Annotated in this window: 22 protein-coding genes; 7 read left to right on the forward strand and 15 right to left on the reverse strand. The window is 44.6% G+C overall.

Features of this window, described 5'->3' with window-relative positions; genetic code table 11:
- Nucleotides 1–98: 98 nt before the first annotated feature.
- Nucleotides 99–692 carry a hypothetical protein gene (locus tag L1D37_RS16280; RefSeq protein ID WP_176679491.1) on the reverse strand — a complete coding sequence of 198 codons (594 nt, stop codon included), beginning with the start codon at nucleotides 690–692 and terminating at the stop codon, nucleotides 99–101.
- A gap of 266 nt (nucleotides 693–958) precedes the next feature.
- Here L1D37_RS16280 and L1D37_RS16285 point away from each other — a divergent pair, with 266 nt between their 5' ends.
- Together L1D37_RS16285 and L1D37_RS16290 are read left to right on the forward strand one after the other, a co-directional pair.
- The gene (locus tag L1D37_RS16285; RefSeq protein ID WP_239848469.1) at nucleotides 959–1120 is read left to right on the forward strand and encodes a hypothetical protein; all 162 of its coding nucleotides are present in this window, start codon (nucleotides 959–961) and stop codon (nucleotides 1118–1120) included.
- Between the two features lie 234 nt (nucleotides 1121–1354).
- Nucleotides 1355–1894, forward strand: a complete 540-nt coding sequence (locus L1D37_RS16290; protein ID WP_239848470.1) for a DUF3332 domain-containing protein — start codon at nucleotides 1355–1357, stop codon at nucleotides 1892–1894.
- Nucleotides 1895–2023: 129 nt separating this feature from the next.
- On the opposite strand, the gene L1D37_RS16295 is transcribed toward L1D37_RS16290, so the two are convergent.
- Genes L1D37_RS16295 through L1D37_RS16310 form a run of 4 tightly spaced genes read right to left on the reverse strand, consistent with a single transcriptional unit; the run spans nucleotide 2024 to nucleotide 5936 of the window.
- Nucleotides 2024–2680, reverse strand: coding sequence for a potassium channel family protein (locus L1D37_RS16295; RefSeq protein WP_017629922.1), 657 nt, complete (start codon nucleotides 2678–2680; stop codon nucleotides 2024–2026).
- The gene (locus L1D37_RS16300) at nucleotides 2681–3781 is read right to left on the reverse strand and encodes an AI-2E family transporter (protein ID WP_239848471.1); all 1101 of its coding nucleotides are present in this window, start codon (nucleotides 3779–3781) and stop codon (nucleotides 2681–2683) included.
- Nucleotides 3782–3805: 24 nt separating this feature from the next.
- Nucleotides 3806–4825: a DUF2955 domain-containing protein gene (locus L1D37_RS16305; protein WP_026084145.1), complete on the reverse strand. Its 1020-nt coding sequence runs from the start codon at nucleotides 4823–4825 to the stop codon at nucleotides 3806–3808.
- A complete protein-coding gene (locus L1D37_RS16310) occupies nucleotides 4815–5936 on the reverse strand; it encodes an HlyD family secretion protein (RefSeq protein WP_239848472.1) in 1122 nt (373 codons plus the stop codon). The genes L1D37_RS16305 and L1D37_RS16310 overlap by 11 nt, the downstream gene beginning before the upstream one ends.
- 158 nt (nucleotides 5937–6094) lie before the next feature.
- Here L1D37_RS16310 and L1D37_RS16315 point away from each other — a divergent pair, with 158 nt between their 5' ends.
- The gene (locus L1D37_RS16315) at nucleotides 6095–7090 is read left to right on the forward strand and encodes a helix-turn-helix domain-containing protein (RefSeq protein ID WP_239848473.1); all 996 of its coding nucleotides are present in this window, start codon (nucleotides 6095–6097) and stop codon (nucleotides 7088–7090) included.
- Nucleotides 7091–7118: 28 nt separating this feature from the next.
- On the opposite strand, the gene L1D37_RS16320 is transcribed toward L1D37_RS16315, so the two are convergent.
- Entirely contained in the window at nucleotides 7119–8180 is a 1062-nt protein-coding gene (locus L1D37_RS16320) for a sensor domain-containing diguanylate cyclase (RefSeq protein ID WP_239848474.1), read from the reverse strand.
- Between the two features lie 118 nt (nucleotides 8181–8298).
- Complete coding sequence (locus tag L1D37_RS16325; RefSeq protein ID WP_239848475.1) at nucleotides 8299–9303, reverse strand: Solitary outer membrane autotransporter beta-barrel domain; 1005 nt, start codon at nucleotides 9301–9303, stop codon at nucleotides 8299–8301.
- Nucleotides 9304–9659: 356 nt separating this feature from the next.
- On the opposite strand from L1D37_RS16325, the gene L1D37_RS16330 reads away from it, so the two are divergent.
- Entirely contained in the window at nucleotides 9660–10127 is a 468-nt protein-coding gene (locus L1D37_RS16330) for a hypothetical protein (protein ID WP_239848476.1), read from the forward strand.
- A 108-nt stretch (nucleotides 10128–10235) separates the two neighbouring features.
- On the opposite strand, the gene L1D37_RS16335 is transcribed toward L1D37_RS16330, so the two are convergent.
- From L1D37_RS16335 to L1D37_RS16355, 5 genes are all read right to left on the reverse strand, one after another.
- Nucleotides 10236–11468, reverse strand: coding sequence for a carbohydrate porin (locus tag L1D37_RS16335; protein ID WP_239848548.1), 1233 nt, complete (start codon nucleotides 11466–11468; stop codon nucleotides 10236–10238).
- Nucleotides 11469–11571: 103 nt separating this feature from the next.
- Nucleotides 11572–12231, reverse strand: a complete 660-nt coding sequence (locus tag L1D37_RS16340) for a DUF3299 domain-containing protein (RefSeq protein ID WP_239848477.1) — start codon at nucleotides 12229–12231, stop codon at nucleotides 11572–11574.
- 80 nt (nucleotides 12232–12311) lie between these two features.
- Nucleotides 12312–13691 (reverse strand): amidohydrolase family protein, encoded by a 1380-nt coding sequence (locus L1D37_RS16345; protein WP_239848478.1) that lies wholly within the window; start codon nucleotides 13689–13691, stop codon nucleotides 12312–12314.
- 278 nt (nucleotides 13692–13969) lie between these two features.
- Complete coding sequence (locus tag L1D37_RS16350) at nucleotides 13970–14950, reverse strand: helix-turn-helix transcriptional regulator (protein WP_345779449.1); 981 nt, start codon at nucleotides 14948–14950, stop codon at nucleotides 13970–13972.
- A gap of 179 nt (nucleotides 14951–15129) precedes the next feature.
- Complete coding sequence (locus tag L1D37_RS16355) at nucleotides 15130–15558, reverse strand: PACE efflux transporter (RefSeq protein WP_017631327.1); 429 nt, start codon at nucleotides 15556–15558, stop codon at nucleotides 15130–15132.
- A gap of 139 nt (nucleotides 15559–15697) precedes the next feature.
- Here L1D37_RS16355 and L1D37_RS16360 point away from each other — a divergent pair, with 139 nt between their 5' ends.
- Nucleotides 15698–16600: a LysR family transcriptional regulator gene (locus L1D37_RS16360; RefSeq protein WP_239848480.1), complete on the forward strand. Its 903-nt coding sequence runs from the start codon at nucleotides 15698–15700 to the stop codon at nucleotides 16598–16600.
- Between the two features lie 382 nt (nucleotides 16601–16982).
- Nucleotides 16983–17327: a hypothetical protein gene (locus L1D37_RS16365; RefSeq protein WP_008216337.1), complete on the forward strand. Its 345-nt coding sequence runs from the start codon at nucleotides 16983–16985 to the stop codon at nucleotides 17325–17327.
- A gap of 100 nt (nucleotides 17328–17427) precedes the next feature.
- Here L1D37_RS16365 and thiE read toward each other — a convergent pair whose 3' ends face one another.
- On the reverse strand, nucleotides 17428–18045 hold the full coding sequence (gene thiE, locus L1D37_RS16370) for a thiamine phosphate synthase (protein ID WP_239848481.1): 618 nt from the start codon (nucleotides 18043–18045) through the stop codon (nucleotides 17428–17430).
- Between the two features lie 261 nt (nucleotides 18046–18306).
- Between thiE and L1D37_RS16375 the strand changes: the two genes are divergently transcribed.
- Complete coding sequence (locus L1D37_RS16375) at nucleotides 18307–20250, forward strand: methyl-accepting chemotaxis protein (RefSeq protein ID WP_239848482.1); 1944 nt, start codon at nucleotides 18307–18309, stop codon at nucleotides 20248–20250.
- A gap of 136 nt (nucleotides 20251–20386) precedes the next feature.
- Here L1D37_RS16375 and thiM read toward each other — a convergent pair whose 3' ends face one another.
- A complete protein-coding gene (gene thiM, locus L1D37_RS16380) occupies nucleotides 20387–21172 on the reverse strand; it encodes a hydroxyethylthiazole kinase (protein ID WP_065678825.1) in 786 nt (261 codons plus the stop codon).
- Nucleotides 21173–21201: 29 nt separating this feature from the next.
- Nucleotides 21202–21882 carry a thiaminase II gene (gene tenA, locus L1D37_RS16385; protein ID WP_239848483.1) on the reverse strand — a complete coding sequence of 227 codons (681 nt, stop codon included), beginning with the start codon at nucleotides 21880–21882 and terminating at the stop codon, nucleotides 21202–21204.
- Between the last annotated feature and the right edge of the window lies 1 nt (nucleotide 21883).

The raw sequence follows: 21883 nt of genomic DNA on the forward strand, positions 1-21883 counted from the left end.
ACACGCGGCTAACGCTAGCTAGGTTATCGTGCTTCTATTGAAACCAACTTATATCGAACTCTGAATCACCACTGCGTCATTATCAGTGCATTCACGGACTAATAAGTTAACGGCATCGACCTTAACTTCTGATCCAGAGTATATAAGTGTTCTGCAGCTTGCATGTGTTGAGGGTAATCACTGAACTTCTCACGATTCTCCTCATTCATCTTACATGTCTCATCCACCAGCATTAACTTCCAATACAGCTTTGTTGTATGCAGCATTGCCAGTAAAGGTTTGAACACTTCTTTCTCATAAGCTTGAATCAACTCTTCGATCAATTCATCACGCTCGTCTTCACTTGCGATTGAACCATTGGTTGCAGCCAACACTTTTTGATATTTCAGGTTGAGTTGCAGTTTATCCATGACCGTTTGGTTATCTTCCGCCAGTTCGACCAGCTTCGATTTAATGATACTCAGCCAATTTTCTTGGCTAAGAACCGCTTCATCGACACTCGAAAAGTCTTCGCGGATTTGACGTTCAACGTCTTTTTGAGCCTTCTTTAAAACGGCACGCACCTTTTGAAAAGGCAACTGAAATTCCTTACTTAGCTCGATAATCAGTTTATGAAAACCACCATTGGGTAGGTGTAAGTTTTCTTTAAACGTCGCCATTGCGGCTTCTTGCTGTTCTGTAAGGTTGCTCATTCTCTTTCCTATTCTTTATAACTCGCGGTGCTGAGCCCGAGATCATACCATTATTAGCCACGGTTTTTCGGTTACTTCAGGCGCTAACCCTAGGTAGGCGCTTAAATTCGCTCAACACATTCCCATTCGGCTAATTTTTAGACCACATGGCATTAAATGGTAAGTCCCGATCGGCGAATATTCGTACATTACGCACTCAGGGTATACAGCCAGACAGGAGTCTTTACTTATATATGCGAAATAACAGCGAGAAGTGAGAGAACACCATGACTTATTCAGAATACAAAGAATCCGATTTACATAAGTGCGTGAGCATTGCTGGTGAAGCAACAGTCTCTATTGCCAAGTTTATCTTTAAAGCCACCACCCTTTTATTCCGATTTTTCCGTTGGCTTGCGGTGAAGACTTATAACTATGTCATGAAGTAACCGCTGTTATTATCACGACTCTTCCTTTCAAAAAATTAAGCGCGCCCTTTTAGGTCGTGCTTTTTTTATGCCTGTATTTTCTGTAGTTAAGTTCCCCATAGCCAAATTTTGATGCTTCAAATGCGTGACCACTTTATATCGCCAATGGCGTTAAATGGTAAAACTGACCATCGAATAAAAACCATACTACACCTGTTCCAACGAAACAGACTTCTAACTTATACAGGTACTAAAATGAAAAAGATTGCACTTAAAATTGTAGGACTAACGGTTTTGGCTTCTGCGCTAACTGGTTGTATCGGCAGTAACGCCGTAACAGGGAAAGTGATGAAATTTAACGTTGAAGTTGTCGATAACCGCTATGCTCGTGCAGGTGTAAACTTCTTATTAGCGCCTGTGTACGGTATTACCACCGCTGCCGACTACGTAGTATTCAACTCACTTGAATTCTGGACGGGTAAAAACCCAATCAGCGGCGCGCCACACGTGTTCGATACGAAAACAGACACACACTTCAAAGTTAACGATGAACTTGACCCAAGTCTAAAAGAGGCACCTGTCGGCCCAATCTCAAACAACCGCACTATCGAGACTGGTGAGATGATTAAGATCGACGAAAACACGATCCAAATGGATATCGTCTACACCAGTGGTGAAACAGCAACGCTGACTGGTATCAAAGAAGGTCAGAACGTGACTTACTACATGGACGGTCAGTTAGTGTCTCAAACGACTATTGCTGAGCTAGAGAAGACCCAAGGCTCTGAGGCTTAAGGTGTTAGCTCGCACTGAGACCTAAGATTCGAAGCTCATAGCGAGCTCAATCTCAAAGCTACGTTTGACTTTGAATAGCGTAAAACAAAAGAAGCCCGGCGATTGCCGGGCTTCTTTGTATCTTCTCGATTAGGACTGGGATTGAGCTAGTCGAATACTCACCAAACTCGCCACCATAATCGCTAAGTAAAAACTGCCGATAATCGACTCCATAAACACAAAGAACTGAGCAATAGGCAAAGCAGGTGAAATGTCACCATAGCCTACCGTTGTTAGAGTGATGAAGCTGAAATACATCGCATTGAACAAGTTCGTTAGCCAAATTTGCTCTTCTAAGCCATTAAATGCATTGGGAAAGATTTCTAAAATCAACAAGTAGATGGTCGACCACGCAAACCCCAACAACAGATAAATACAGATGGACCCGATGATGTGATTGGGTGTGACGGTTTTAGCTTGTATTACCTGCCTTAAAGCCGAGTAAATATGTGAAAACAGAAAGATGGCCAAGGCAGTTAGTGTAACAATCGATAGGTTGTAGCCTTCTAAGAAAGAAAACACACCCGACACCGATGCGGTGATTAACAACAACCCATACCAAGAGCGATACAAAGAACGCTCTTTATGAATGCCGACAATCGAAACCGCTAAGGTAATAATGATCAAAAATAGAATCGTTTTTTGGCCTTGCGGATAAAACTGCTGCATCACCGCGCAACCAAAAAACAACACCAACAGTGCGTAGAATAAGAAGTAGAAGTTGTCGTCTTTCGAGACTGCCTTCATCTATTTCTCCTCAGTCTCTGCTTTGTTTGTATCTGCTTCTTCTTGGTTTTTCTCTTCAAGCCCAAGCCACGCCATCATTAGCTCATAGGTCAAACTCAGAATCACGGCACCAACAAACAAACCGACGATTCCTGACATCGCCATTCCGCCTAGCGCACCCAATAAAATAACCAGCATTGGAATATGAGAACCTCGGCTCAGTAGTACAGGCTTCAAGATAGCGTCACTACCACTCACCAAAATACACCACACTAAGAACAAGCTTGCCGCTAGCGTCGATTCAACACTGAACATGTAAATGATGGCTGGTAAGAGAGCAAGAATCGGTGGAAGTTGGATGATTGCAATTAACAATACCGCCAGTGCCCAAAACGCAGCCGCAGGCACGCCCGCAATCACCAAACCAATTGCCGACATCATGGATTGAATCACAGCAACACCAATCACACCTTGCACAACACTACGAACGGTCGATTTAGAAAGCTGAACCAATTCTTCACCTTTGCCGTCTGTTAAGCGCGCCACTAAGTGAGTCACACCCGTTTGGCATTTATCGGCGTTACTCATGAACGCACCAGCAATGATGGTCGAGATGATAAATTGAATGAAGCCACCGCCCAATGAACCCAAAACCGACGCTGCTTTGGTCGCGAATATCTTCAGCTCTTCCGCATACTTGATGAACACACTTTCTATATTGGACGAAGCGTGAACCAAGGCCGCGTAGACTTTTTCACCAATCAACGGAATGTCTTGCAAAGATTCTTTCGGTTTAGGCAGAGACAAAGTGCCATCTTGTAGCCCTGTCATTAGATCTGATGCACTGGTGTAAATACCAGATGAAAGCGCCACCAACGGAATCAGTAGCAACAACACACCAATAAAGCTCAGTAATGCACTCGCTTTGCCTTTCGACATCCCCGTTTTATTTGAAATTGCCACTGCCACTGGGTATAGCGCAGTCGCAATGATTGCCCCCCACACTACCAACAGAATGAATGGGCGTAGAATTGAAAAACACCAATAGACGAGCATGGCAATGGCTGCAATTTTTATTGCAGCATCAATCGCCTGTTTTGAAAAATCATCGGTTAACTTCATGAGACGTCCTTGTTAGGGCAAAAATTAGGGCTGATTTTGTAGAAACTTCCAATTCCTGGTTTCAAGGAAGAGTGAAGCCAAAATCATATAAACTCCAATTAACACTAATTGGAATATACGTATGAATGTGTTGCTGTCGATATCGCCTGAGCTCATCAATGTGCTTCCTACTAGTACCAATAAAGTACTGAATGCAGTGGCGAAAATCGGTGCTTTTTCTGGAACGGTATAGATCTTAGTAGCCATGAGAATGGCAATAAGTCCTATAAATAAAGAATAGAAGACAATATTGGGAACGATAGAAAGGATTGAAAAAGCAGCAATCGCCAACAAGCCTCCAATACCGTTACTGATGACAAGAAACGCGCTCAGTTTTACAGACTTTTCCGACGTGATCATTAATGACAACAACGCGATAAACATCATGGTTAGCAGTGCTTCAGATATCTGAAAGATAAAGAAAAAACACACCACAGGATACGAGATAATCATCGCCCTAAAGGCCGCATACCAACGTTGTTTCTTTTCGAGTGGCGCAGCCGCGAAACCTGAAAACTCCGATTTAGGCTCAGGAAAGAACACATGCACCAAAGCAAAGATCATCACTGAAACCACACCCGATGTTGCCAAGCCAGATGCCAGCAATACCGAGACACCCGGATTATCGATGGCCATGAATGGCAGCATCAATACGGCAATCAGCAGTATCGTGGCGAACAGATTCCACTTTGGATCGACAAACAAGTAGTAGCCCCACAGCATCATCAGCCCCACTAAAACCAACAGCGGGATCGGATAATGTGTAATACCACGAGACAGCAACAAACCTAAGGCCATAGTCGCAACCACTGCCAACAACAGTTCGTAGACGGTTTCTTTGTGCAGATTAGGTTTATCGATTAAGAACTTAGCGGTGAACACTGGCGCAACGAACGCAAGTGGCCAGTTAATCCACGCTGCCAAAAATACGGCCAACGTGACCCCGACGGTATACCGCAGGATCCGTTGCTGTGTTTGTTGGTCGAGTACGGGCTTATCGGACATAAGACAACACGCTAATAAATCGAATCCAAAGCTTGCCTATCGCATTGAAAATAAAGTTATCGCCGCTATAAACAATCACATCTGCCTGACCGCCTACACGTAACATACCTTGCATGGTGTCACGCTCAAATTCGATAGTGATTGGAAGCATTTGAGTTTGGCGCAACCAACCCGTCTGTTGGCTAGCTTGAGCAAGTTTACCCGCTTGGTCGTTCTGTCCCCAATCAACACCCCAATCGATGCTGCTGACACGCCCTTTGACAATTTGACCCGGAGCAAAATCGAGCGCGACTTCCACTTCATCACCCACCGCAACATTACCTAAGCTGTTCTCACGGTAGTAAGCTTCGATCCAGATGTCTTCTGTTGAGACAAACGTCATGATAGCTTGGCCTGCCGAAGCATAGAATCCTTCAGAAAGGCTAAAGTTAGACACACCACCTTGAGTCGGCGCTTTGATAACGGTACGTTCAAGGTTTAGCTGAGCCTGTTCCAACGCCAGTAATGCCGCTTTCACTTGGCTGTTCTCTTCACCCTCTTTACCCATCTGTTGCTTGGCACGTTCCAAATCCGCTTCAGCGTTAGTCACGCCTGCACGAGAAGTAGCTAATGCAGCTCTAGCCTCATCAGCGTCCGATTTAGACATCACGCCTTTTTCAGCCATTTCCAGCACACGTTTAGCTTGGAGCTGAGTGTTTTGCTTCTCAACCAGAGCAGAAGTTAATTTGGCTTGTGCAGAAGCGATGTTGGCAGTTTGAGCACCGACATTTTGCCCTGCAATCTCAAGATTTTGCTCTGCTTGTTGAACCGCAATTCGGTAATCAGATTCATCAAGAATCGCAAGTGTGTCACCTTGATTAACCAATTGATTCGGCTTAACTAAGATATCAAGCACTTTGCCTGACACTTCAGGCTTAATAGGAACGATGTAACCCTTCACGCGGGCATTATCGGTGATGGGTATAATTCGATCAGCAACAATACTGAACAGCAGCGTAAACGCCACAAACCCAAGCAGGTAGTTGGTTACCTTTCTTACCTTATCCTTGCCATTCTCTGGTTGGCTACTTTCTTCATTGTCGTCTTGCTTGTTCCCTTTAACTTCAGACATGGAACTCCCTTCTCAATAACTAACATCAACAAAATTAATATCTTAAAAATAAACCTGACCATGGAAAACTCAAGTAAATAGGGTTAGATTTACTAAACAAAGTGTCGTAAATGATATGCACGTCCAATTATGTATCAATGCACAAGGATTGATTGATCATGGCCAACAGCTCTTATCAAGTACCCGTTATACAAACCAGTTACGCCAAGATCTTAGTCCAAATTTTTACTGACTATGGATTAGACCTACACAAACTGCTCGAAGACTCGGGCCTACCACCTGATCTTATTGAGTCAGAGAGTGACTTTGTGCCGTCGGAATCCATCAAACGATTGATTTATCTGACCTCATCACAATTGGGCGTTTCCCGATTTACGGATGTACTTGGTCTTGCATTTAGACGAAGAATCATCCCATACGTCTTGCATCAATTTACCGAGTTCGACACCATTGGCGACTCGTTAAAACACATCAACACGATCTTCTCTTATGACTCGCCCGGCAGTAGTGTCGATTTCGTTGTTGAGCATGGCCAAAGCTGGTTTTGTCGAACATCGCCTGATGAACCCTCATCGATGTTCCAGTGGGGCGAAGTATTTGCCATCACCTACATCATTGAGCTAATCACGATTCTGTCTCACTCACCTTGGCAACCTACCAAGATACGTTTGCAAGGACATGACACCGACATCGTCAAAACGCTGGTTCCAAGCAATTGCCAATTGTTCATCGACCACAGTTCAACAGCTGTGATGATCCCTGATGAGATCCTACAGCTTCCCATTCGCCTCACTGCCAAAGACTTAAGCAATAAGCCCGCGATCATTGAGTGGCACACCAGCTTTACCGACAGTGTTTACGAGTTACTTAAGCCTTACATGAAAGAGCAAGACCTCTCACTTGAAGAGGCCGCAGAGCTGCTTAATTTCTCAGTAAGAACCTTTCAACGTAAGCTTAAAAACGAAAATACCACCTACCGAAAGATCAAAGAGAACCTGATGTTTTCTGTCGCTTGTGAGCTGATGGAAGAAGGCCACACGCTGACTTACATTTCTAGCCAACTGGGTTACACCAACATCTCGCATTTCTCGAGAGCCTTTAAGCGTGTGTCTGGTCTAACGCCGAAGATTTACCAACGATCAATTTCGGCTTAGACATCGTTAAGTTCGTTAGTTAAATAGATTAACCAAGCACAATCGGAGCTAGGGTGCCTGAACTCGAACTACACACCCTATTTCGACCATTCCCTTTGGCACGATAAAGCGCCCTATCCGCACTGCGATAGGTCGCTTCAGCTTGCGCCTGTATTTCAGACACACCGCTGCTCACGGTCAGGTTCAATGTAGTCCCTTTGGTAATCACTTCTTTCAATCGATACATGGCTTCAAACGCATCGGCCAAGTTGGTTTCTGGCATTAAGATGGCAAATTCTTCACCACCAACGCGTGCCACGATATCAGTATCTCGGCTGTTGTTTCTCAATAGTTCTGCGACCTCTTTAAGTGCCGCGTCACCTTGGTCATGGCCATGGTTATCGTTAATGGATTTAAAATGGTCCAAGTCGATCAGCGCGAGACAAGAATGCGTGTAACCGTAACGCTCCGCGAGGTTTGAATAATGGTTGAGATCTTTGTCGAAACGGCGTCGGTTCCAACAGCCTGTTAGCGAGTCTGTTTCCACCAGCATTCTTAATCGACGCTCTAAGATCTTACGTCGGCTGATATCAGTAAAAGTGACCACGTACTTTTCGTTATGCGGCAATAACTCGGTAAGCTTTTCGACAACCACGTTGACCGTAAAATGTTCACCAAGTCGGCTGACACCACTTAACTCACCTTTCCATCTGTGATTTTGTTTAAGCGAAATGGCAATGGTCGATATCAAGCCACTGTTGTTCATAAAGCAGAGGTCTGAAATAGGACGGGCTTCGACTTGGTCGAACGCATAACCAGAGACTCTAGAGAACTGTTGATTAACCTGAATTATTCTTAATTGATTATCGAGGATAATAAATCCGGCAACACCATCAATGATCGCCTCAGACAAGCTGTTTTGGCTCTGAGTCATTTCGTGTCGATACAGGCGTGCGGTGATCAGTGTGCTAAGAAGGAACAACGCGCACACAGAAAAAACCATAGCTGCGGTATAAGCAATGCTCAGCAACCACAAGCTAACCAACGTATTTAGGACAAGTGCAGACACCACGTATAACGGGGCTCTGCGGTCAAAATTCAACTTGTTCATAATGTGCTCGGGTGATGGACAGAGCGCTATGATGACTAAGTTTTATAAACAATATTTACCATTTTACGACACATACAAATTCAAATTATATGAGTACTTTGAAGATCAACAACTTATGCTAGTTATTGAGTAAGAAGAGCAAACTGCCACCACTGAGCGAGCTGCCGTAATTGAAGTTAATCCCGACACCGAAATTATCAAAGAAGTAAGAATCGTAAGGCACATCGAACACTAAACCTGCACCAAACTCATAGTAATAGTGTGTATCGAGTGGATCAGTAAGATCCCCTGCTACGTCGATTCTCCGCAGGTTATAGTGAATCTGAGGGTTCTTTAACGACCAAGCGTCCAATGCCACATTTTGTCTGAATTCAATCTCGTTAATAAAGCGCAAACCTTCAGGGTTACCGATATCGCCATCATTGGCTTCCCCCCAGCCTGTTCCATAGAAATAACGCGCCCTTGATGACACATTCCAACTTCCCCACTCCTGTTTCTGTAGGTATTTGAGTTTGACCGACGGCTCACCAATCAATGCCCATGCAGAAGTGTTCAGCGCGTATCCATCGAGCTGAGATTGAAAGGCTTGAGAGTAGCTATTTTTATATTCGTATTTATTGCGGTAGTAGAGCAAATGAGTGCCTAGACCATAAACGATAGACCAATGTTGGTTTAAATGGCTTTGAGCGCCGAAAAAGCCATACAGGCCCAAAACTGAGTCTTTATTGGGGTTAACTCGACGGTCTGATGTGACATCCGATGAAATCTCAATATCTTGCTCAGAGAGCGCATAAGACCCGCGCACCGACCAAACCAAATCTAGGTCAGGATCATCGGTTTTAATTACAGAAGAATAAGGAATAGAGCCGACACTCACTTGGCTTCGAGTGTCGATGGTTTTATCGGAGCCAAACCCACTGTCGTTTAGATTAATGAATGAGTTAGGGTCAAAATCGACAAAACCAATAGAGACGGCATCGCTGTCTGTAAGCGCAATAGAAACGGCGAATATCTTTTCCAAGCGATGTTGAATCGCTTCATTGGATGCATAGGCCGAGGAAGAAATCAGGCCCGTTAAAAGTAAAGCAATAGAAGGGGGATATAACGATTGGGGTGAAAGCATTAAGTTGACTCCATTCAAACTTATGCTTCAAGTGTAATTGGTAATTTAACTATTTCAATCAGATAGTTAATAGTGTGGTTGATACCCCTCTCAGTTCCGTTTGTAAGAGTGTCGCCAAATCTATTGAGCCCCAAAGCTCTTCTACGTCTTGGATTCTAAAGTGAATAATCATATCTACCTCTGTTTAAATCTTAGGCTCATGCCGAAAACTCATACTGAATCAATCTTGATCGGGATACTTACCATAATGCGCCACGCGCACTTTAAGAGCTGTTTCGCATCCTGAGCAATAAGCGTTTGAATATCCTATATTTATCTCCTAAGTTTTTTATAACCCTTTACTCAGGAAGAAGTAGATGAGCAATATTGAAAAAGTATATGGATTTAATACGCCCCAGCGACTCTTTGTCGGCTACACACTCGCAGTCCTCGTTGATTTAACCGTTCTCAATTTTTTTGATGAATACTGGGACTTCGTTAATATCGAGTCATTCACCATCTCATTTGCTGCCGCGATTTTGCTGCAGCTGTTGCTCAAACTCTCTATCGGCTTAGAACATAAGCTCGCGGATTACTTTAAATCGAAACCGGGCACTGCACCTAAGATCTACAGAGGCTTATCTAGCTACGTAATTCTGGTCGGTTCAAAGTTCGTGATGCTAGAAGCGATCAATATCCTCTTTGGTGACAAGGTCGATTTCACAGGCCCTTGGAACGGTGTGGTCGCCTTCTTTGCCGTGGTATTTACGATTCTGATTGCCGAAGTGATTGTTTCTAAGATCTACTTTGCACTGGATGACACGCAGAAAGCCGAAAAAGCCTAAGTGCTCGATTAGATAAGGTTTAATCGAACTAGAAACAAAAAAGTGAGCCACATGGGCTCACTTTTTACGTTTAGCTGTTAAGTCTAAACAAGGTAATACTTAACGGAATTAGATAAACACTCTCGCTCTAATACCGAATACCCAAGCGCTGCTCTCAGTAGAGAACGCAGGATCTTTGATGTACTGAATATCAGGCGTCACTTGTAGGTGATCACCAAACTGCATGTTGTAGTAGATCTCTGCTGTCCATTGTTCTGTGCTGCCACTTATCGCTTTCGCATCAGCTTCAAAAGAATCACCGTTCACTTCAGCCCAGTTCAGCGCGACACCTAGGTTATTGGTTGGTTTTCCTAACCCGAAATAACCCATACCAACAGAAATTGATTTATCGTAAAGGGCAACATCCCCTTCTGAGAAACCACCGCGAACAAACGGCATCACTTGCGGAGTCATAAACTGACTCCATGAGAAATTAACGCCTGAGCCACCTTCCGCTGCAAGGCTATTACTATGGCGAGTGTCGTCACCAAAGTCCCAGAAAGTCACGTGGAAATTATCGGTATAGATTTGCTCTTGCGAAGCTGTCCAACCTAATTCTAGTGTCGTAAAGTAAGATGCATCGCTACCAAAAGCGGTATCAAAGCCATCAAAAATATCGTCTGACTTACCCTTTGCATCGGCAATACCACCGACCACATAAAAATTCTCGCCCAGCATATGACCCGCAGAAAGAGCAAGCACGCCATCATCTGGCAGTCCCATAGCGCCTGAACCTGTCGAGAACGCTAAATTCGTAAAACCAGACCAAGGACTTGCTAGAGCATAAACATCGGCATAGTTCGTCACATCTTGCCAACCAACAACGATAGTGCCTTTGCCATCGTTGATTTTTTGCTTCCAATTTAAGTCCGTAACTCGAAAACCTTGGTCACTGAAAGCTGGTGCTATCATTCCTATGTAGCCTAGGTTCTCTTTCCCCTGGAAGCCATTGATAAAAGATAAGCTCTTTGGGTCAGTATTGCCATAAGCGTGCCTATGTTCCACCTTCCATACCAAGCTACCTGAGTTCTCTGTGCCATTTCCCAGTAAATGCCATGACCCGTATATTCGTGCGACGCCTGATGAAGCATTAACGTTATCGCCACCAACGCCATCTCCAGAAGTAAGGCCTAAAGCAAAGTAATCCGCGCCAAATGTAAAACCATCCGCAGCAAGCTTTTCACGCCAATCCAGTTGCTGATCTTTTTGTTTTGAAATTGTATTTTCAACCGAATCTGGACCTTCGAAGTTTGCGCTATATACCGCAGTGCTCATTGAGGTTGCTAACACCATCACCGCCATACTTACTTTAGATAATCTTGAATTCATCTTGTCACCAATGCTTTTTGAGTGAGTTCTATTTTATTCATTGCTCACATTGAAAATTGTCATTTGATGACAACCATTAATTTTCTTTCTCGTAATAGTCTTCAATCATCGAAGCTTTCATTTCATAACCCATGGTGAGGTTACTTTTGCCATCGACTAGAAAGACTTCTTCCGTCACTTTGTTCGAGCTAAAGTCACCTTCTACCCATACTGGATACTGAACATTCTGTACCTGAAAGCCTTCAGGAAAAGACACACGCACAATCTGATTTGCTGGCGGAGGTGGCATATGAATACACGCGCCCGCTACTGGCACTAAAAGAAACTCGATTGCGGTCATGCCTTCTGAGAACTCTAAAGGCACGATGAAACCAGGAACTCGGACTTTCTTGCCGTCAAATTCTGTCGTGATAGCTTCAGCGTTCGCCTTCATGGTTTTCATGTATTGGTCACGTAGCGCGATCATTTCGTCTGCATCAACGCCCTGCTCTTTTAGCGTTTTTTTAAGTAATAAAGCCTGTTGTTGAGCTTGCTCTTCCTCTGATGCACTCATTGCTATCACACCTTGTAATCGACGCATTTGCTGATCGGTGAGATCTGGCATTTCTAACTTCATTTCGTGAGATTCTGAATTCAGATCTTGCCACTCAAGATTCATCGCTGTTTCAGCAAAGGTAGGTAAAGCGACGATAGTCAGTGACATCATCGACAGGATAAGAGAAAGCGTTTTTTGCATAAGGACACCTTGAAGAGAGGTGACCTACCGAAGTAGGCCGCCTATTAAAGCTTAATTTTTAACTGAATAGTCGCGCTGTGTTACAGCGTGTTTTTGTAGACTTTGCCATCTTTCATGATGACTTTGATGGTATCGATTTCAGGGCTACGCGGCTCTGCGTCAAACCATTTTTCGTTTGCACCAATCACTGTTAAGTCTTCAAGTGGGTTGCCTTCTACAATGATGATGTCGGCGTATGCACCCGCTTCAATCACGCCCAATCTACCCTCTGGGTATGGGTCCATCACACCAGACAACTTAACGATCTCACCGTTTACTGATGTCATGCCTTTCAGAGTGAAGAAGTTACCAAGCTCTTTACCCGCAAGGTAGATCGTGTGGTCGGTTTGCTTAATACAAGAAACCACGTCACCAACACAGTCTGTGTGGAAGCCCCATTTAGGTTTGTATTTGTTTACGTTCGAGATGTAGTCTTTGAACGCTTTAGTTGCAGATTCCGCTTTGCGTTTAGATGCCGGGTTCGAGTTAATCGCTTCGATCTGTGTTAAGTAAGGCGAGAACGCAGTCATGTTGGTTGTGATGTAAGCGTCTTTGTCTTCCATCTTGTCGGCAATGTCACCATCGAACATAAAGCCGTGCTCAATCGTTTTAACGCCTGCATCCAGGTTACGCATGATCGCTTTTTTGCTGTAGGCATGAGACATCACGTAAGAACCGTACGCATCGGCAATTTCTACCGCCGCTTCAATCTCTTCCGCAGACATCGCATTCAGTTGCCAAGGGTCAAATGATGAAGCTACGCCACCCGATGACATGATCTTAATTTGAGTATTGCCTTGCTTGAAGTTTTGGCGTGCAGCGGCTTTGATTTCAGTAATACCGTCTGCGTTAAAGCTCACGCTATTGCGAGCCATGCTGGTCGTTGAACCGAAGAAGTGTTGGTTAGCCGTGGTTAGGTTACTGAAATCGGCGTGTGAACCCGTTGGTCCAATAAATGCGCCTGATGTGTAGAGTCTTGGCCCCGGCAACATGCCAGAATCGATCGTTTTACGTAAGCCTGTGTTTAAGCCACCAGCATCACGCCATGTAGTAAAGCCTGATTGAAATGCAGCATTAGCGTTGACTGTCGCACGAGCGGCCAGTTCTTCAATCGTACGGTTGTTTTCGTGATCGCTAAGGTTACCGCCATTCAACAACAAGTGACCGTGGCCTTCGATCAAGCCGGGCATTAACGTTTTGCCTGTGCCATCAATCACTTCAGCTTCACCAGCCTCGATCGGGCTTGCAGAGATTTGTTTGATAAGATTGTCTTCAACCAATACATGATGGTCTTCGTACAATTTGTTTTCCGTACCGTTGAACACATCTACGTTAGTAAATAGCGTTGATGCTGCATTTGCAGAGAGAGCAAATGAACACGAGAGCGCAACAACAGAAAGCTTTAAGCCTGAATTATTCATTTTTACACCTTGATTCCGTTTGTTAGTGGCGTCCACTTCCCATAACGATTCCGTAACTACTAATGAGTGTTATGAGGTTTCAAAGGTATTTTTATTGGTCGTAACACTCACGAAAGACTAAATAAAAACAACTTATCCACATTCAATAACTTAGTAGTGATACTGCCAGTCTTCAAGGTTGATAAATGGCCATTTGGTGACAATGATTAATTCTGCGTACGGTCTCCGGTTATCTATTCGATGATTTCATTGATATCTACAGCTTTGACTTATCGACCTTACCTGTGTTCTTTACGGTACTGCCTTGGAGTCATATTCATCTGTCGTTTAAATGCACGAGTGAAATGAGAAGAGTCGGAATAGCCCATCTTTACCCCCACTTGAGTGATCGATAAATCTGGTTGTTTGAGCAAATCCAAAACCTGTTCCAACACCATCTCTTCTATCAAAGCTTTGTACACCACCCCTTCGTTTTCCAAGCGGCGTTGAATGGTTCTGACATGAATATTCAGAATTTCAGATGCCAAGCTAATGGGTAATTTCCCCATGGTGAGATAAGGCTTAATCACTAACTTAAAAGCACTCAGAAATGAGCTAGGTAAAGGGCTGGCGAGTTCGATCTCTTGGGGTGCTTTGGGTAACACAATCGGCTCAAGCATGATCTCTTCAGGTATTTCAAACGCAGTCACAGGCCTGTGCGTGTAAAACTGAGCACCGCCCATTTGCGGAAGAGATTGAAAACAGTCGAGGTCGCCACTTTGAATACCGATCTCCGATGGTTTCCAACGGCCTTGCGTTAACACGGAAAGCAGCTCATTGATAAAGATAACCGAGAACAACTCTGCAAACTTAAACCAAGGCGCATTAGTGAAAGGCTTCTCGCGAACAAACCACCATTTGCCACCAGACTGCTTGGTGTAGAGGTGTGCGCCATTCGAGACTTGCTTTAATTGCTCGGAAAATTGGTCGAGCGCACTTTTTAGCGAATCCTGATTACTCAGTTTAGCGACAAACCTAGGCACATAGGTTTGCTTGCAAAAGCTCCACATAAACAGCGCAAACTCTTCTCGTGACGCCGACTCACCCATAATATTGACCACATTTTTAATGGTGGTCTCAGGGAGGTACTCGTAGTGATCACTGCTGGTGAGAATGTCATTGGGAATTTTGGCACTGCGTAGCAAGGTATAGATTTCGCCGTCGATATTTTTGAAAAGCTCAGCAAAAAGCTCGACTTCTTTCTTGTCTACAACCGTCATTTGAGGGGTATTAGGCATCCTTTCCTCTTAATCTGTTCTTTCACGAACTCAAGTTATCACCTTATTTAAGATAGCAGAATAAATGACGATTGACCTAGGCTTACTAACCGAAAACCTCCGCCAAAATGACGTATAAACAATCGGTTAGTAGCCAAACTAGCGTCTACTGACTTGGTAGATTACTGAACTGCTAGATCGGCTCTGCGCACCCAGAATGCTCGAACATGATCGTAAATCAGGTTGAATACAAACGCGTAAATGGTAATAAAAATGGTCACGCCGATATCCATTAAGAACGCCTGCCATATACCCACGTTAAGTAGGTAAGCCATCACTGGGATAGTCGCTATCAACAGACCAGCTTCGAACAGCACCACGTGAAAAATACGCAATTTCAGCGAACGCTTAGATTTTTCACCCGTGAAGTAGCGATCAAAAATGCGGTTAAAACAGTAGTTCCACATCATCGCGATGGTCGCGACAACTATCATGGTTCCTGATAAGGCATTCACATCGTGATCGGTAAATATCGCCAAGCCGATAATTGAAAGCGTTACGGCCAAAACTTCGAATAATACTGAGTGGAACAATCTTTCTAACGTACTCATACATTCCTCTAAATAATCTAGTATGTGTTGGATTACCTAGGATTATGTCATCGGAAATAATAAGAGAAAGTTAACAGCCATCACGAATAGTGATAGCCTAAACATTATCACCCCAATTTGGTTTTGAGCGAGAGATAGCATGTACAGTTTTGAGCAACTAAAAGTCTTCGTCACTGTGTGTGAAAGTGGCTCTTTTTCGGCGGCGGCACGCAAGCTGAAACGCGCTCAATCCGGCGTCAGCCAGTCCATCGCCAATCTAGAGATTGCCATTGACCAAGAGCTGTTTAACCGAGAGAAAAACATCCCTGTTTTGACCAACACAGGTAAAGCGTTATTGCCTGTCGCTAAGTCGATTCTCGACCAACAAAAGTACTTCGATCAAAAAGTAGAATCTCTGACACAAGAAGATGAGCACGAACTGATCATTGCTGTGGATGAGAGCATCATTGATAAGAACTTCATCAAGATAATCAGCTCACTAGCCGATCAATTTCCAATCACACACTTCGATATTATTACGACCTCAACCTTCGATGTGGAAGACTTAGTGAGGCGCGGAAAAGCTCAGATAGGCATCATCTATGCGGATGGTGAGCTTAAGGTAGATATGGACTTTTTCTTACTTGGCCAAGCACGTTTTCTGACCGTCAGTTCCGCCACACACGAACTCAGCCAAATGCCTGTGGTGCAAGACTCCGATTTAAAACGTTACCGCCAATGCGTGCATCGTAGCTCAAAGCAACGTGAGCTGTGGTTCACCTATGGAATTAGCTCAATGCTCTGGTATGCCAATAACCACAAGACAATTATTGATCTCGTTGAGCAAAACGTTGGCTGGGCCAATGTGCCTGAAATGATGGTGATGGAAGGCATTCAGAAAGGTGACTTAGTTGCTCTGCCAGTGGCACATGAGCATGGAGGCTGGATAACCCCTGTCGGTTGTTTGGTGTCGCGTAGCCACATTAATGGACCAGTGCTAACCAGTTTGATTGAGAAATTAGAAGGGTATTCGCTGCAATACAATCAATGGCAGGCAAACTAGCTCAACACTACATTGCAATATCGGTAGTGCGTTTCTCCGTACTACCGCATTTCTACACGTTTCACCGATAAATATCTTTGTCGTCTGGACAAAACACCCTAGTTGATGTCCCAAAGTGACCTAACTACACTGCGATCCCAACGGGTTAGTCTTTTCAAACGAATGTAGACAGACCCAAATCGCTCTTTAACACCACTGACCTAACTTCAAATCTCCCACATGAGTGTTCTGCATCGCAATCACTGATGACAGCTTCAAATAGATCACTTTTTGAATTTAATTCACCCCAGTTTATGAGCGCTCTTTGAGTGCTTTTCTATATCTAAATGAACCTTTTGGAAAATTTGTCGTGAACGTTTTAAGAAATATTTGCCCTGAGAAAATGGGTAAAGAGCGTAACAAACGAGAGTATGATTTACGCGTACTTAATTGTGTCAGTGAAAGCGAATATGAATCGCGTATGGCGGTTTGGAATAGCCTAGCGTTAACTGCTACTCCGTCTGCTTCGGAAACAAAAGGCTTCATCGATGAGTCTTTCAACAAGCTTCAGCAAGACCTGAAAGACGCTAGCCGTGAGTTATCGATTAACTACACCGACTTCATCGCAATGGCGCACGAAGAGATCAACTACATTAGGATTTTCGTTGCTGATAAAACTGCGCAATACGGCTGGTACGCTGCGATCGTTCTTATGATCATCGGCACCGTTGCTCTATGTATTCAGTAAGTTAGGCCATACTTTTTACTGGCTACTACATCGAGCGCTTTAAGGCGCTCTAACTAGAAAACAAATGACGAGTCTCATTTGTTTTCTAGTCTCTATCCCTTCACTCTCCCATTAGGGACAGCAAATCCTGCGTCGCTTGCTTCGGGTCTTCTGCGTGACATATCGCTGATACCAATGCCAATCCATGAATGCCCGTTTCAGTCAGCTGAGGAATGTTCGATTCGTTGATGCCGCCAATCCCAACAATTGGAAGCTTTGTTGTCTCCAACGCCATTTGAATACCTTCGTAACCCCAATGTTTCTTCAGGTTTGTCTTGGTCGGTGTCGCAAACAGTGCACTAAGGCCAATGTAATCAATCGGCAAACTATCAGCTTCTTGTAGCTGTTGCTCTGTCTCAATCGATAAGCCAAGAATCTTATCCGCGCCAATCAACTTGCGTGCTAACACGGCAGGCATATCCGATTGCCCCAAATGCAAACCATCAGCATCAACGGCTAATGCCACATCGACTCGATCATTAATGATCAAGGGCACACCCGTTCCAGATAAAATCGATTTAACGGCCTCTGCACGTTCAATGAACGCTCTTACGTCCCCATGTTTTTCTCTTACTTGAACCATAGTGGCGCCACCAGCAACCGCTTGTTCAACCACGAACTTAAGCGTTTCTATATCTTGTTGGTCGTCAGTCACCAGATAAAGTTTATAAGGGTTCATCGCGTACCTTTAAAGTCGATTTCTAAAATTGGTTTTCTGCCATTTTACCGACAAATCACATCCTATGCATGGAAGTTAGCACTTAATTCCTTAAGTTAGGCGGGGGAATTCAAATACGCAACTCGTTGAAAGCATATCGAAAAACCTGAATTTTTTAACAAAAGCGTTACTTATTACACAAACTATTCGCTTTAGCATGCCCAGAATGCTGTTTTATGAAATACTCCCCTATGAAGGAATCAGGTAAATATAGGGATAGTTATGCGCCACCTTTCTATAGCGCTCAAGATCAAGCTGGGTTATGCCATCTGCTTGCTCTTTTTCGTCATTTCAGGCCTTGTGAGTTACAAAGGTATTCAAACCTTGTCGAACGGCTTTAGCCAATACAGTGAACTCAGCCACAAGGCGACATTGTCAGGCAACATTCAAGTGCACTTTCTTCAGATGCGTTTAGCCTCTGAACGTTACTTAGAGTCATTGGATGATCAATATGAAGCGAATTATCAATCGAGCAAACTTGCGATTGATGAACTGCTGAACAACTTAATCCAAACCACCACCAATACTGATAGCTTGTCGAGCCTACAATTAGTGCAAGACAGCGTTGCGGCGTTTGATGCGGCTTATGGTTCAATGAAACAGAGCCAACTGCTCATTGACCAGTTAGTTAACGTGGAGATGGTCACACGAGAAACCAACGCACTAAAAGCCGCGCAGAGCTTGTTGTATGAGTCATACAACAACAACGATCCAAACGCGAGCTTGTACGCAGGTATGTTGATGGAGAACTTCCTCGCCGCCAAGATCACTGTGCTGAGTTACTCAAACAACAACGACCTTAAAACCTACGAAGCCGGTAAAGACATTTTTGAATATGCTCTGCCAGGTATCGAAGGCGATATTGAATCTCTAAAATCATCTCCTTATCAAAGTGAACTGATTGCGGACTTCTCTAACCAGCGCGAAGCGTACGCGAAAGGTTTTGAGCAAGTTCATCAGCAGATGATTGAGAACACCCAAAGAACCGCTACCCTCGCCTCTATTGGCGATAGCTTAGCTATTTCGGTAGCCGATGCTCAGAGCATTCTCGAACAACAGAAACAAGCGCTAACACCAGAGCTACAAGCCAGTGAAAAGCGCTCGATTCAGATCATCATCTTGCTCACCGGTGTCGCTTTGGTTATCGGCATGACAAGTGCCGTGTTAGTGACTAGCTCTATCACCAAAGGTATCGCACAGGTTAAACAGATCACTAATGAGCTTTCTCAGGGCAACCTGAATGTTGAAGTAAACATTGAGAGCAAAAACGAGATTGGCGAGCTACTAACCAACATGGAGATCACCATTGAATCTCTGCGCGATATCGTGGGCCAAGTGAACCGCTCTAGTGTGCGCATTGGTGAGATGTCTGAATCACTTAATCAAGTGACCAATAACAGCTCGACCAACGCAACACAGTTGAACAGTGAAATGATGAACATCTCATCCGCGGTTGACCAACTGGCTTCGAGTACATCAGAAATTGCTTCGAGTGCTAACCACGCCTCTCAAGTAGCGAACCAAGCGACCGAGAATGTCGCAATGGGCCTGAAAGAAGTAGATAAGACACTGCATGAAATTGGCAGCGCCGATGAAAGCATGCAGGTCAGCAGCCAGAAAGTAACCGACCTACACAAAGAGTCGATGAACATTGGTGCCATTCTTGAAGTAATCAAAGGCGTTTCTGAGCAGACCAACCTGTTGGCATTGAACGCGGCGATTGAAGCTGCGCGTGCAGGTGAACAAGGTCGCGGATTTGCCGTAGTAGCGGATGAGGTAAGAACGCTCGCTAAGCGTACCCAAGACTCTGCTAGCCAGATTGATGAGCTCATCACCTCGCTGCAGCGTGGCGCTAAAGATGCGTTAGAGTCGATCAAAGAGAGCCACAGCACGGTTTCCGATGCTTCAACTCAGGCACAGCAAGCTTCTCAGAACTTACATGTGATTAATCAACACATCCAAGATCTGAATCAGGCCAACAGCCAAATCGCAGTGTCGGTTGATGAACAAGATCGTCTCACCAAATCACTGGGTGAGAACGCGCAAGGTGCCAATACCATCGCGCAAAGTAACCAAGAGTCAGTCAGCAGCATTTCAGGTGCAGCAAGCGACTTAACTGAAGTTGCGCATCACCTAGAGAGCCAAGTGAATCGTTTTAGAACCTAGCCAGCCAGTCTATACACAGCTGACACAGTTCCAAACCAATAATAAAAAGCCCCCAGCACATAAGTGTCGGGGGCTTTTCTTTATCTAAAGAGATTTAAGTTAGGCTTCTAACTTGTGAGTTAGAGTTAGAGTAACCTTACTGAATCTTCAAACGTTGAATCAGCGTCTCTTCATCTAACTGGTACAACTCATCAAGCAAGTTCATTTGCAAGCTACCCGGGCCGCGTGAGTTTTCAGCTGCGATTTCACCAACCACGCCTAATACCGCCGCTGCTGCCAAACCACTTTCATCTCCAACTGCAGCAAATGCGCCCGTCAATGCCGTTAAGGTACAACCCATGCCAGTGACATAGGGCATCATTGGGTGTCCATTGTTTAACGTCACCACGCTGTCTTTAGTAACAACGTAATCTGTCTCACCAGAAATCACCACATTCGCACCATATTCAGCCACTAAGCACTGTGCAGCACCTAATGCAGCGTCACTGCTATCTAGCGCATCCACACCTTTGCTCTGAGCTTGCTCGCCCGCGAGTGCGATAATCTCAGACGCGTTACCACGAATGATCAACTTATCCGCTAAACGTGCGATTTCACGAGAGGTCTCAGTACGCAGCGTACTTGCGCCACAACCCACAGGGTCAAGAACCACCACCTTGTTGTTCGCATTCGCTTGTTCAACCGCAAAACACATTCTTGGCGTCCAAACACTGTCGAGCGTGCCGATGTTGATCACCAAAGCGCCAGAGAAAGACATCATCTCTGCAAGCTCTTGTTGTGAGTGCGCCATGATAGGTGAAGCACCAATTGCTAATAACGCATTGGCCGTGTTGTTCATCACTACATAGTTGGTGATGTTCACAACCAGTGGCTTTTGCTCTCGTACTGCGCGCAGTGATTGGATGATTTGTTCAGTTAGCATGGGGAAATCCTTATTCGTGAAAGTCGCTTTTAAACCGCTGTTGAGTCATCAAGTGCATTCAGACCTTGCTGCCAGAAAGCCACTTCCATACGTGTTGCCGTTTTAAATATATGAACGATGTTCTGACCGCGCTCGCTGTTGATATCAATTTCAGCCAGTAGCTGATTGAAATACTCAGCACCCGTTGCCACGCCAGACTGGAACTCTTCTCCGCCGTAAAGCTGTAACCAACTCGCGTATGGGTTACCTTCTAAAACAGTATCAGTACTTTCTAACAGCGCTTTACCAATCACGGCATAACCGATTGAGCACGGAGCCAATGCCGCATATAAGTCGACAAGATCACCCGTCATACCCGCATCTAGAACGTAGCGCGTGTAGGCAACAGTGCCGAAATCTTCAGGTTCGTTTTCTAAATCAGATTCCGTTAAACCCCACTGACCACAGTAAGTCACGTGGTGTGAAATTTCAGAATCTAACAGCGCATGAACACTTGGCAATGCACGACGCATATCAGCCAAGGTTTTAGCCTTGTAAATGGCCAATGCATATGCACGAGCATACTGCTTCAAAAACAGAAAATCTTGCTTCAAGTAATGCAGAAAACACGGCTGTGCAAGGGTGCCGTTTGCCAGCGTTTTAACAAAATCATGCTCGGTGTAGTCTTGCCAATCTTGCTGGCAGGCTTGGATTAAGTCTTGGTATTTCATT

The organism is Vibrio sp. Isolate33 (genome assembly GCF_022397895.1).
Taxonomy (GTDB): domain Bacteria; phylum Pseudomonadota; class Gammaproteobacteria; order Enterobacterales; family Vibrionaceae; genus Vibrio; species Vibrio pomeroyi.